At 69.5% G+C, this 12,074-nt stretch carries 11 protein-coding genes and 1 pseudogene; 5 read left to right on the top strand and 7 right to left on the bottom strand.

The features are described from left to right. The first annotated feature begins 46 nt into the window (after nucleotides 1-46). Entirely contained in the window at nucleotides 47-1,927 is a 1,881-nt protein-coding gene (locus BO996_RS19455) for a sensor histidine kinase (RefSeq protein WP_034394780.1), read from the top strand. Further along, on the top strand, nucleotides 1,924-3,270 hold the full coding sequence (locus BO996_RS19450; RefSeq protein ID WP_013801992.1) for a sigma-54-dependent transcriptional regulator: 1,347 nt from the start codon (nucleotides 1,924-1,926) through the stop codon (nucleotides 3,268-3,270). Before BO996_RS19455 ends, BO996_RS19450 begins: the two co-directional genes overlap by 4 nt. Nucleotides 3,271-3,276: 6 nt before the next feature. Here BO996_RS19450 and BO996_RS19445 read toward each other — a convergent pair whose 3' ends face one another. The 3 genes from BO996_RS19445 to BO996_RS29825 all read right to left on the bottom strand — a co-directional run bounded on the left by BO996_RS19445 (nucleotide 3,277) and on the right by BO996_RS29825 (nucleotide 5,827). After that, nucleotides 3,277-4,434, bottom strand: a complete 1,158-nt coding sequence (locus BO996_RS19445) for an L-talarate/galactarate dehydratase (protein ID WP_071956159.1) — start codon at nucleotides 4,432-4,434, stop codon at nucleotides 3,277-3,279. Nucleotides 4,435-4,477: 43 nt separating this feature from the next. Continuing rightward, complete coding sequence (locus tag BO996_RS19440) at nucleotides 4,478-5,446, bottom strand: Bug family tripartite tricarboxylate transporter substrate binding protein (protein WP_047216940.1); 969 nt, start codon at nucleotides 5,444-5,446, stop codon at nucleotides 4,478-4,480. Between the two features lie 123 nt (nucleotides 5,447-5,569). Further along, entirely contained in the window at nucleotides 5,570-5,827 is a 258-nt protein-coding gene (locus tag BO996_RS29825) for a hypothetical protein (protein ID WP_232240561.1), read from the bottom strand. Here BO996_RS29825 and BO996_RS19435 point away from each other — a divergent pair. Further along, a pseudogene (locus BO996_RS19435) lies at nucleotides 5,718-6,679 on the top strand (LacI family DNA-binding transcriptional regulator). The gene BO996_RS29825 and the pseudogene BO996_RS19435 sit on opposite strands and share 110 nt — an antisense overlap. A gap of 4 nt (nucleotides 6,680-6,683) precedes the next feature. Here BO996_RS19435 and BO996_RS19430 read toward each other — a convergent pair. Then, complete coding sequence (locus tag BO996_RS19430) at nucleotides 6,684-7,478, bottom strand: arylamine N-acetyltransferase family protein (RefSeq protein ID WP_071956158.1); 795 nt, start codon at nucleotides 7,476-7,478, stop codon at nucleotides 6,684-6,686. Between the two features lie 96 nt (nucleotides 7,479-7,574). Between BO996_RS19430 and BO996_RS19425 the strand changes: the two genes are divergently transcribed. Further along, a complete protein-coding gene (locus tag BO996_RS19425) occupies nucleotides 7,575-9,068 on the top strand; it encodes an aminotransferase-like domain-containing protein (RefSeq protein WP_071956157.1) in 1,494 nt (497 codons plus the stop codon). Here the strand turns inward: BO996_RS19425 and BO996_RS19420 are convergent. Then, nucleotides 9,037-9,618 carry a peroxidase-related enzyme gene (locus BO996_RS19420; RefSeq protein WP_013801997.1) on the bottom strand — a complete coding sequence of 194 codons (582 nt, stop codon included), beginning with the start codon at nucleotides 9,616-9,618 and terminating at the stop codon, nucleotides 9,037-9,039. The genes BO996_RS19425 and BO996_RS19420 overlap by 32 nt on opposite strands. A gap of 120 nt (nucleotides 9,619-9,738) precedes the next feature. Next, on the bottom strand, nucleotides 9,739-10,665 hold the full coding sequence (locus BO996_RS19415; RefSeq protein WP_071956156.1) for a LysR family transcriptional regulator: 927 nt from the start codon (nucleotides 10,663-10,665) through the stop codon (nucleotides 9,739-9,741). 124 nt (nucleotides 10,666-10,789) lie between these two features. Between BO996_RS19415 and BO996_RS19410 the strand changes: the two genes are divergently transcribed. Next, the gene (locus BO996_RS19410; RefSeq protein ID WP_012206086.1) at nucleotides 10,790-11,692 is read left to right on the top strand and encodes an alpha/beta fold hydrolase; all 903 of its coding nucleotides are present in this window, start codon (nucleotides 10,790-10,792) and stop codon (nucleotides 11,690-11,692) included. 6 nt (nucleotides 11,693-11,698) lie between these two features. Here the strand turns inward: BO996_RS19410 and BO996_RS29240 are convergent, their stop codons facing one another. Beyond that, on the bottom strand, nucleotides 11,699-12,070 hold the full coding sequence (locus BO996_RS29240) for a hypothetical protein (RefSeq protein WP_156897988.1): 372 nt from the start codon (nucleotides 12,068-12,070) through the stop codon (nucleotides 11,699-11,701). Nucleotides 12,071-12,074 lie beyond the last annotated feature (4 nt).

The raw sequence follows: 12,074 nt of genomic DNA, 5'->3' as shown, positions 1-12,074 counted from the left end.
GGCCCAGGCGGCGCTGGAGGGCACTGATAACATCGGTGCCTTCACCATGCCCGCCCGCCGCCCCCTGCGCCAGCTCATCCTGCTTTTGCTGTGGCTTGCCCTGAGCGGGCTGAGCGGCTGGGGTGCGTACCTGCTGGCGCAGCGGCTGGGCATCGCCGATCTGCGTGCCACGGGCATGCACCGGCTGGAGCTGTACGGCGCCAGCCTGCAGCGCGAGATCGGCAAATACGCCTTCCTGCCCGACGTGCTGGCACTGGAAGGCAATGTGCAAAGGCTGCTGGCCGAGCCCGGCGACGAGCAGCTCACCAACCGCGTCAACGCCTACCTGGAGCAACTCAACGACCGCGCGGGCACGCTGACCGCCTACCTGGTCGATGCGCGCGGCCATGTCGTGGCCTCCAGCAACTGGCGGCGCACCGACAGCTACATGGGCGAGGACCTGAGCTTTCGCCCCTACTACCGCACCGCCATGGCCACGGGCAGCGCGCGCTTCTTCGGCATAGGCACCACGCGCGGCGAGCCCGGCTACTACCTGGCCTCCACCCTGGGCGACGACACCCACACGCTGGGCGTGGCCGTGGTCAAGGTCAGCCTGGACCAACTGGAGCAGTCGTGGTCCACGGTGGAGGCGCCTGTGCTGGTGGGCGACGAGAACGGCGTCGTCATCCTGGGCACGGTCTCCGACTGGAAGTTCACCACCCTGCGCACGCTGGACGAGGGCACGCGCGCCGCCTTCGACCACACGCGCCAGTACAACCGTCGCGCGCTGGAGCCCCTGGGCCTGCAGGTGCTGCGCGACCTGGGCCAGGGCGCGCGCCTGGTGCGCATTGCCCGCCATGGCGAGGAATCGCCAGGCTCGGTCTACCCGGTCAGCGGCCGCTTCCTGGCCCAGTCGCGCCAGCTGCCTGGCACGCCCTGGACGATCACCGTGCTCTCGCACCTGGAGCAGGTCGACCAGCTGGCCCAGAGCCGCGCGCTGGCCGCGGCCGTGGGCGCGGCCTTTGTGCTGCTGCTGGCCATGATGGTCAACGAGCGCCGCCGCCACCTGCGCGACCGGCTGGCCGCGCGCGAGGCGCTGCAGGCCGCGCACGACGAGCTCGAGCGCAAGGTGGAGCAGCGCACGGCCGACCTGTCGGCCGCCAACGAGGCGCTGCAGGCCGAGGTGGCCGAGCGCACCCACGCCGAGGCCACGCTGCGCGCCGCCCAGGACGAACTGGTGCAGGCCGGCAAGCTGGCCGTGATAGGCCAGCTGTCCACGGGCGTCGCCCATGAACTCAATCAGCCGCTGACGGCGCTGCGCACCCTGGCCGGCAACAGCCAGCGCTTTCTGGAGCGCGGCGATACCGAAACCACGCGCGTGAACCTGGAGCGCATGGCGCAGCTGGCCGACCGCATGGGCCGCATCACCGGCCAGCTGCGCAACTTCGCGCGCAAGTCCAGCGGCGCCAGCCAGGCCGTGCCGCTGGCGCATGCGCTGGACAATGCGCTGGCCGTGCTGGAGTCGCGCGTGGCCGAGACCGGCGCCCGCATCCTGCGCGATGACGGCGTGCCCGAGGCCGTGGCCTGGTGCGACCGCAACCGCATCGAGCAGGTGCTGATCAACCTGATCAACAACTCCCTGGACGCCATGCGCGGCCAGCCCGCGCCCTGCCTGGAGCTGGCCTGCGCCGTGGCCGATGGCCGCGCCCAGGTCACCGTGCGCGACCACGGCCCGGGCCTGAGCGAAGCGGCGCAGGCCCATCTGTTCCAGCCGTTTTTCACCACCAAGGAAGAGGGCGTGGGCCTGGGCCTGGGGCTGGCGCTGTCGGCCGGCATCGTGCGTGAATGCGGCGGCACGCTGACGGGCAGCAACCATCCGGGCGGCGGCGCCGTCTTCACGCTGAGCCTGGCCCTGGCACCCTCCACACCCTCTGCCGACACACCATGACCGACGCCCTCAAAGTCCTGATCATCGAGGATGACCCCGACATCGTGCTCGGCTGCGAGCAGGCGCTGCAGCTCGAAGGCATCGCCTGCGAAAGCGTGGGCAGCGCCGAGCAGGCGCGCCGGCGCCTGTCGCGCGACTTCGCGGGCATCGTGGTCAGCGACATCCGCCTGCCGCGCATGGACGGCATGGCCTTCCTGCGCGAGCTGGTGGCCATGGATGCCGAGCTGCCCGTGGTGCTGATCACCGGCCACGGCGACATATCCATGGCCGTACAGGCCATGAAGGACGGCGCCCAGGACTTCATCCAGAAACCCTTCGCCCCCGAAACCCTGGTCGGCGCCGTGCGCCGCGCCCTGGAGCGCCGCCGCCTGGTGCTGGAAGTGCGTGCGCTGCGTCAGCAGCTGGACCAGCGCGACAGCCTGGAGCACCGGCTGATAGGCCGCGCGCCCAACATGCGCCAGCTGCGCCAGATGCTCACGGGGCTGGCGCAGAGCGCGGCCGATGTGCTGATCCAGGGCGAGACCGGCACGGGCAAGGAACTGGTGGCGCGCTGTCTGCACGAAGCCAGCGCGCGGCGCGAGGGCAACTTCGTGGCCGTCAACTGCGGCGGCCTGCCCGACACGCTGTTCGACAGCGAAATGTTCGGCAGCGAGGCCGGCGCCTATACCGGCGCGGGCAAGAAGCGCATCGGCAAGCTGGAGCACGCCAGCGGCGGCACGCTGTTCCTCGACGAGATCGAGAGCATGCCCCTGCCCATGCAGATCAAGCTGCTGCGCGTGCTGCAGGAGCGCGTTCTGGAGCGCCTGGGCTCCAACACCCTGATCCCCATCGACTGCCGCGTGATCGCGGCCACCAAGGTCGATCTGCTGGAGTTGAGCCGGCAAGGCCTGTTCCGCGCCGACCTCTACTACCGCCTGAACGTGGCCACCGTCTCGCTGCCGCCGCTGCGCGAGCGGCGCGAGGACGTGCCGCTGCTGTTCGAGCACTTCGCGCTGCAGGGCGCCGCGCGCCACCAGCGGCCCGTGCCCGAGCTGACCACCGCGCGCGTGCAGCAGTTGCTGGGCTATGACTGGCCCGGCAACGTGCGCGAGCTGCGCAACGTGGCCGAGCGCACGGTGCTGGGCATCGAGACCGGCTCGCCCCCCTTCGGCCAGCCGGCCGGCACCACGGCGCAGGACGCCGCGCCCCGGCCGCTGTCCGCTGCTGTCGAGGCCTTCGAGCGCGCCCTCATCGCCGACGCCCTGCGCCGCCACGCCGGCAGCCTGGCGCGCACGGCCGAAGCCCTGTCCATGCCCAAGACCACGCTGCACGACAAGATCCGCAAGTACGGGCTGGATGGGTAGGCACCCTCAGCCCCTCTTCCCGAACTCCACGCTTTCGCGCGTCCAGCGCCGCGCCTGCTCGCTCAGGCTCAGTCCCAGGCCGGGGCGCGTGGGCACGAGCATGCGGCCATCGGCGATGTCCAGGCGTTCGTTGAACAGCGGCTCCAGCCAGTCGAAGTGTTCCACCCAGGGCTCGTTGGCGCAGGTGGCGGCCAGGTGCACGTGCAGCTCCATGGCGAAGTGGGGCGCCAGGCTCAGGTGGGCCAGTTCGGCCTGGGCCGCGATCTGCAGGAAGGGCGTGATGCCGCCCACGCGCGGCGCGTCGGGCATGAGGAAGTCGGCGCTGCGGTGGCGTATGAGATCGCCATGCTCGGCGGCGCTGGTCAGCATCTCGCCGGTGGCGATCGGCGTGTCGAAGCGCGCGGCCAGCGCGGCATGGCCTTCGTGGTCGTAGGCGTCCAGCGGCTCCTCGATCCAGACCAGGTTGAACTCCTCGAAGACACGGCACATGCGCTGGGCCGTGGGGCGGTCCCATTGCTGGTTGGCGTCGACCATGATGGGCGCGGCATCGCCCAGGTGGGCGCGCATGGCCTCCACACGCCGTATGTCCAGCGCGCAGTCGGGCTGGCCCACCTTGAGCTTGATGCCGCCTATGCCGCGCTCCAGCGAGGCGCTGGCGTTGCGCTTGAGCTCATCGAGCGGCGTGTGCAGAAAGCCGCCCGAGGTGTTGTAGCAGCGCACGGATTCGCGCTGCGAGCCCAGGAGCTTGGACAGCGACAGGCCTGCGCGGCGCGCCTTGATGTCGTACAGCGCCACGTCGAAGGCCGCGATGGCCTGCACGGCCAGCCCGCTGCGGCCCACGGAGGCGCCGGCCCAGCACATGCGCGTCCACAGCCGTGCGATGTCGCTGGGGTCTTCGCCCAGCAGTTGGGGTGCGATCTCGCTGGCATGGGCGAACTGGCCGGGGCCGCCTGCGCGCTTGGCGTAGCTCAGGCCCAGGCCCCGGTGGCCGTCGCGGGTCTGGATCTCGGCGAACAGCATGGCGACCTCGGTCATGGGCTTTTGGCGGCCCGTGAGCACCTTGGCATCGCTGATGGGCCGGGCCAGGGGGAGGTAGCAGGACGACAGGCGTATCCACTGGATGCGGTCCTGGCTGGTGGTTTCGGAGAGCGCGGAAGAAGTCATGGCTGCGGGAGTGCGGTGGTTGGGAAAAGGACAGGGGCAGGCATCAGTCGATGCTGATCTTTCCGGCCTCGATGACCGTCTTCCAGCGCGCGTATTCCTGGCGCTGGAATTCGGCGAACTGCTGGGGCGTGCCGGCCACCATCTCGTAGCCGATGGAGACGAACTGCTCGCGCACCCGGGGATCGTTGAGCGCCTCGACAAAGGCCGCATGCGCCTTGTCGCGCAGCGCAGGCGGCAGGCCCTTGGGCGCGACGATGGCCTGCCAGGAGGCGACCTCCACGTTCTTCACGCCGGCCTCGGCCAGCGTGGGCAGGTCCGGCAGCACGGGCGAGCGGCGCGGGCTGGTCACGGCCAGGGCGCGCATCTTGCCGGCCCGGATGTGCTGTATCACGGCATTGATGTTCTGGAACGAGGCATCGACCTGGCCGCCGATCAGGTCGGCATGGGCGGGCGCGCCGCCCTTGTAGGGGATGTGCACGCCCTGGGTGCCCGTCTGCTGCCAGAACAGTTCGGCCGTCAGGTGGTCGCTGGAGCCGTGACCGGCCGAGGCAAAGCTCATCTTGCCCGGATGGGCCTTGAGGTGGGCGACCACGTCGGCCACGCTTTTGTGCGGCGAGGCGGCAGGCACGACCAGTACGTTGGGCGACTGCACGGCCACGGTGATCAGGTCGAAGTCCTTGAGCGCGTCGTAGGGCAGGTTCTTGATCAGGTGGGGCACGATGACCAGCGGGCCCAGCGAGGTGACGAGAAAGGTCTGCCCGTCCGCCGCCGCGCGCTGCACGAAGGCCGCGCCGATGGTGCCCGTGGCGCCGGCCTTGTTCTCCACCACGAAGGACTGCCTGAGCTTTTCGCCCAGCCTGGGCGCCACGGCGCGCGCGACCTGGTCGGTGGAGCCGCCGGCAGGGAAGGGCACGACCAGGGTGACGGGCCTGTCGGGCCAGGCCTGGGCCGATGCAGAAAAGGCAGCGAGCGCGGCCAGGGCCAGCGCCATGGCACGAAGAATGTGATTCATCTTGTCTCCTGGTTTATGAATGACATCGTTGTCATTTCCGGGGAAATGAAAAAGCGCCGATGCCATTTTTTAGATTCAAGGATTTGCGCTCTCAGCAAAATGATATCGTTGTCATTTTGGCTGTCAATCACGATTTCTGCGATGCAGGGCAGGCTTGGCGCCCGTGCGTGGAGGGCGGTCTGCTATCTTCAGGCCCGTCCCCGATACCAGCCCGCGATCGCGCTTGCCCATGAACACACCCACACCACCCAGGCCCGCCACGCTGCACGACGTGGCCGAGGCGGCCGGCGTCTCGCTGATCACGGCCTCGCGCGCCCTGGGCAATCCTTCCATCGTTTCGGAGAAGACGCGCGAGCGCGTGCGCCAGGCCGTGGAGGCCACGGGCTATATCCCCAACCTGCTGGCGGGGGGCTCAAGTCCCGCCGCAGCCGCATGGTGGCCGGCGTGGTGCCTGCGCTGTCGGTGTCGCAATTCCTGCCCACGGTGCAGTCATTGACGGCCACGCTGGCGCAGGAGGGCTATCAGCTGCTGCTGGGCCAGACCTTCTACGACGAGCAGCGCGAGGAAGAGGTGCTCAACGCCATGATCGGGCGCCAGCCCGACGGCATTGTGATGATGGGCCTGGTGCAGTCCGACAAGGCGCGCGAGCGGCTGCGCAGGACCGGCATTCCCGTGGTGGAAACCTGGGACTTCAGCGACCGGCCGCTGGACATGGTGGTGGGCTTTTCCCACCTCAAGGTGGGCAGCGCGCTGGCCGGCTATTTCCTCTCGCGCGGCCTGCAGCGCGTGGGCATGGCCACGGGCAGCGACCACCGGGCCCAGCAGCGGCGCGAGGGCTTTCTTGCAGCCTGGGGCCGCGAGGTGCCCACGGTCACCGTGTCCGCGCCCGGCAGCCTGGAGCTGGGCCGGCAGGCGCTGGGCCAGTTGCTGGCGCAGCAGCCCGATCTGCAGGCCGTGGTCTGCAGCTCGGACATGCTGGCCCACGGCATTTTGGTGGAAGCCCAGGCGCGCGGCCTGCGCGTGCCCGTGGACCTGGCCGTCTCGGGCTTCGGCAATGCCGATTTCGCGGCCCACCTTCTGCCGTCGCTGACCACCGTGCATGTGGACGGGCCGGGCATAGGCCGCCTGGCCGCCGAACTCGTGCTGGCACGCTGCAAGGGCCACAGTGCCGGGCGTTCGGCGTTCGACCTGGGGTTCGAGCTGATCGAGCGGGATTCGACCCGCCGAGCTTAGAGAGTCAGCACACGGCAGCCGCCTGGCGCTCGGTCGCCAGCCCGAACAGGCTGCCCAGCGCGTGCTGGATCTCATCAGGGGCCAGCTGCCTGGTCTCGGTGCCGCTGGCCGTGATGGTCTTGAGCGCGTCGCCCACCAGGATCATGCGGCCGGCCGGCTGGTGCAGCACCACCACCCGCTTTTGCACGAAGATGGCGTCCGGGTGCGTGGAGTTCAGGTAGTTGGCAGGGGCGAAATCCACCCATTCCTGGGGCGACAGGTTGAAGGCGTACTGGTTGGCCCATACACCGTCCACGCGGGCCTGCAGCAGGTATTCGCCCTGGTCGTCCAGGCTCAGGCGGAAGGTGTCTCCGTCCTGGCGGACCTCGGTATCCAGCACGTCCAGGGCCATGGGGGCGCGTATGCCGTAGCTGCCAAAGCCCAGGTCGCACAGCCAGCGCCGTCCCTCGACCTCGGCCACCAGGGCCATGTGGGTGCGGGGGCGGCGGGCCGGATAGAACATGGGCCGCGCCGCCACAAAGCGGTAGGCAATGCCCAGGGCCTGCAGTGCCATGGCGAACAGGCCGTTCACCTCGTAGCAGTAGCCGCCCCGGGCGCCGCCGAGGATCTTGCCCGCAATGTCTTCGGGCACCAGAGAGACGATCTTGCCGGCCTGCACGTCGAGGTTCTCGAAAGGCACGGAAAACAGCTGCTGGCGCATCAGCGCATGCAGGGTGGCGGCATTCGCCTGGGCGGAATCCCCGGTACTGAAGCCGATGCGGCGGAAGTAGGCCTGGAGATCGAAATTGCTGGCTTGCATGGGTTTCCTCGGGTTGCTTGATGGCTGCAACGATAAATCCGGGCAGCCAATGCCTGTATAAGCAGAATCCAAGAAAACCGACCTGTACAGATTGGCATGCCCACCACCAACGAACCCTTGCCCCAGTACCGCCGCATTGCCCAGGCCCTGCGCCAGACGCTGGCCTGCGGCGCACTGCGCCCCGGCGACAGGCTGATCTCCGCCCGCACCCTGGCCGAGCGCGAACAGGTCAGCCTGCCCACCGCACTGGAGGCGCTGCGCTGCCTGGAGGCGGAGGGCCTGATCGTCGCGCGCCCGCGCTCGGGCTACTTTGTGCGCCAGGCAACCGGCGGCGCGGCGCTGCAGGCGTCCCGCCCGTCGTCGCGCCCCGTGCCCGTGACCCTGTCGGCCCTGGCGCGCTCGCTGTTCAGCAGTCCCGACACGCGCCTGATCCCGCTGGGTGCCGCATTGCCCGATCCGGCCTGGCTGCCCACGGCCCGGCTGCAGCGTGCGCTGCAGACCGCCGGGCGCCGCCTGGACGCGCACGGGCAGACCTACAGCATGCCGCCGGGCCGCGCCGACCTGCGCGGCCAGATAGCAGCCCGGGCCGCGCAATGGGGTGCGCGCTTCGGCCCCGACGACCTGGTCCTGACCGCAGGCGCCACCCAGGCCGTGCGGCTGGCGCTGCGCGCCGTGTGCAAGCCCGGCGATGTCGTGGCCGTAGAGCGGCCCGCCTATTTCGGCAGCCTGCTGCTGCTGGAGGACCTGGGCCTGAAGGCGCTGGAGATTGCCACCGATCCCCGCGAAGGCCTGCTGCTGGAGCCGTTGGCCGAGGCCATTGCCCGCCACCGGCCGGCTGCCGTGCTGGCATCGCCCACCGTGCAGAACCCGCTGGGCGCCAGCATGCCGGTGGAGCGCAAGCAGGCCCTGGTGGCGCTGCTGGAGCGGGCGGGCATTCCCTTGATCGAAGACGATGTCTATGGCGACCTTGCCGGCGACGGCCAGCGCCCGCCGGCCTGCAAGGCCTTCGACAGCAGCGGCAACGTGCTGTATTGCGGCTCCGTGTCCAAGACCCTGGCGCCGGGCTGGCGCGTGGGCTGGATTGCGGCGGGCCGCTTCCATGCCCAGGTGCTGCAGGTGCGCCTGGCGGGCGACTGGGCCGGTGCGCCGCTGCTGGAAGCCGCCGTGAGCGAGGTGCTGGCCAGCGGCGACTACGACCGGCACCTGCGCCGCCTCAAGTCCCGCGTGCAGGCCGGGGTGCAGGCCGTCACGGCCAGGGTCGAGGCCAGCTTTCCGCCCGGCACCCGTGTCTCGGCCCCGCGCGCGGGCTTTCTGCTGTGGGTGGAATTGCCGCGCCAGGTGAATGCACTGGAGGTGCACCGCCGCGCGCTGGAGTTGGGCATTGGCGTCAGCCCCGGCCCGCTGTTCTCATCGCGCTCGGACCTGCCCAACCACCTGCGCCTGAACTGCGCCAACGAGCCCACGCCGCGCCTGCTGGGGGCCGTGGGGCAGGTGGGGGAGATATGCCGGGGTTTGGCCGAGGGTGCTGCGGCGCGCCAGGGGGCGCAGGTCGGCCAGCCTACTTCTTCTCGCGCGGCACGCGCCCCATGAGGAAGAACTCGGGATTGGGCTGCATGCCGGCAAAGCTGGCCATGCGGTTGGACAGGCCGAAGAAGGCGGTGATGGCGGCGATGTCCCAGATGTCCTCGTCGTCGAAGCCATGCGGGTACAGCGCCTCGAAGTCGGCCTCGCAGATTTCATGGCTGCGTTCGCAGACCTTCATGGCGAAGTCCAGCATGGCGCGCTGGCGGGCGCTGATGTCGGCCTTGCGGTAGTTGACGGCCACCTGGTCGGCCACGTAGGGCTGCTTTTCGTAGATGCGCAGGATGGCGCCGTGGGCCACCACGCAGTACAGGCACTGGTTGGCCGCGCTGGTGGTGGTGACGATCATCTCGCGCTCGCCCTTGGTCAGGCTGCCTTCTTCCTTGAGCATGAGGGCATCGTGGTAGGCGAAGAAGGCGCGCCACTCGGCAGGGCGGCGCGCAAAGGCCAGGAAGACGTTGGGGATGAAGCCTGCCTTTTCCTGCACTTCAAGGATGCGGGTGCGGATGTCCTCGGGCAGGCTGGACAGTTCGGGCTGGGGGTAGCGGGCGGTGGCCATGTGTCTTGTCTCCTGGGTGTGGTGGTTGTCGTTGCGGGCCATGTTCGCATGGCCTGCGCTGCGCGGGGTGAACGCGCATGACAGCCTGCCTGCCGCCGAGGTTGCAGATTGCGCCCGGGCTCAGGCGGGCGCCATGTCCGGCTCAGGCCGTTGTGCAAACCAGTCGCCCAGAAAGCCGGTGAGCGCGCGGATTCTGGCCGACATCTCGCTGCGCGTGGCGTGCACGAGGTAGATGTCGGCCGCAGGCAGCTGCCATTGGGGCAGGACCTCGCGCAGCGCGCCTGCGGCCAGCGGCGCGGCCACGTCCCACAGCGAGCGCTGCAGGATGCCGTGGCCGTCCAGCGCCCAGGCCAGGGCTGCTGCGCCGTCGTTGGTGCTCATCACGCCGTTGACCTTGATGTTGTGCTCGCTCAGGCCCTGGCGCGTGCGCCGGCTCAGGCGCCAGCTGCCATAGGTTTCGTCGCTCTCGCGGATCACGATGCAGCGGTGGGCCTGCAGGTCGGCGGGCTGGCGCGGCTCGCCGTGGGCATCCAGGTAGGAGGGTGCGGCGCACAGCACGCGGCGGTTGGGCAGCAGCAGGCGGGCGGTGAGGGCGGAGTCGGGCAGGGCGCCAAAGCGCACCACGGCGTCAAAGCCCTGCTCGACCAGGTTGACGGGCCTGTCCGTCAGCTGCAGTTGCACCTGCACCTCGGGATAGGCGCGCGCAAAGGCCGACAGCGCGGGCGCCAGCCGCTGGCGGCCAAAGCCCAGCGTGCAGGCAATGGACAGCGGGCCGCGCGCCGTGGCGCGCGTGCCCGAGATGCTGCGCTCCAGCGTCTCCAGGTCGGCCAGGATGCGCGCGCCGTCCAGCAGGTAGGCTTCGCCCTCGGGCGTCAGGTGGATGCGCCGTGTCGTGCGCTGCAGCAGGCGCACGCCCAGGCGCCGCTCCAGCAGGGACAGGCGGCGGCTGACGGCGGGCGGCGTCACGCCCATCTGCTGGGCCGCAGCGGCCAGGCTGCCTTCGCGGATCAGCAGCGAGAAGAAACGCAGGTCGGAAAAGCCGTCCATGGTGGATGGTTGATTCGTAAATTGAACTGATGGATCAATGCAGTATTTTGCTATTTATGCAGCCTGGTTTACTGATTAGCATGGCAGGCTGACAGTCATGAACAACGTAGAAGGAATCTCCGGGATGCACACAGATCCATGGATGCCGGGCCTGCGCCAGCAGCGCATCACGGTCGATGACGGGGTGGAGATCAACGCCTGGGTGGGCGGCCAGGGGCCGGCCCTGCTGCTGGTGCACGGCCACCCGCAGACCAGCGCCATCTGGCACCGCGTCGCGCCCCGGCTGGCGCAGCAGTTCACCGTGGTGCTGGCCGACCTGCGCGGCTATGGCGACTCCTCGCGCCCGGCCGGCGACCCCGAGCATGTCAACTACAGCAAGCGCACCATGGCCCGCGACCTGCTGCGGCTGATGGCCCGGCTGGGCCATGAGCATTTCAGCGTGCTGGCGCATGACCGGGGCGCGCGCGTGGCGCACCGGCTGGCCATGGACTATCCCGCCAGCGTGCAGCGTCTGGTGCTGCTGGACATTGCGCCCACGCTGGCCATGTACGAGCAGACCGGCGAGGCCTTTGCGCGCGCCTACTGGCACTGGTTCTTCCTCATCCAGCCCGCGCCGCTGCCCGAGCGCCTGATCGAGGCCGATCCCGCCGCCTATGTGCGCGAGATCATGGGCCGGCGCAGCGCCGGCCTGGCGCCCTTCGATCCCCGGGCGCTGGCCGAGTACCAGCGTTGCCTGGCGCTGCCGGGCAGCGCGCACGGCATGTGCGAGGACTACCGCGCCTCGGCCGGCATCGACCTCGACCATGACCGCGAAGACCGCCAACTCGGGCGCAGGTTGTCCATGCCGCTGCTGGTGCTCTGGGGCGAGGAGGGCGTGGTGCACCGCTGCTTCGATCCGCTGCGCGAGTGGCAGCTCGTGGCCGACGATGTGCGCGGCCGGCCGCTGGCCTGCGGGCACTACATCGCCGAAGAGGCGCCCGATGCGCTGCTGGACGCGGCCCTGCCATTTCTGCTGCAGGCCGGGTGAGTGCCGTCATTGGAGGCACTCGGTACGGCATTCGGGCAAGCCGGCAAAGAGGGGAAAGGTGCATTCACGCCATATCCGTGACGCCATATGCATGACGCCATAGCGTTTTCCTCCGAATTCAATTGGCATGCCAATCATGTGCGGCAATGGTAAGCAATTGAAAAATCCGGGTGCCTGTCTTGCGCGGGCAATGCCGGGGGCGCAGATCTTGAAAACCGCTGCAGGCAAGGCCTGGCAAGCCCTGGGCAAGGGCCTGCGTCCATGCGTGCCTGCGACAGGAGGCATGGCTGCGTCAATGCGCAGCCCATTGCCGATCTGTGGTGAAACGCCGAACTGATACAGTCGCGCGGCCCGCCCGAGGGGGAGGGTCTTATTCATCACG

It is taken from the genome of Delftia sp. HK171 (assembly GCF_001886655.1).
In the GTDB taxonomy this organism is placed as follows: Bacteria; Pseudomonadota; Gammaproteobacteria; order Burkholderiales; family Burkholderiaceae_C; genus Comamonas; species Comamonas acidovorans.
This window is presented reverse-complemented; position numbering and strand designations above follow the sequence as displayed.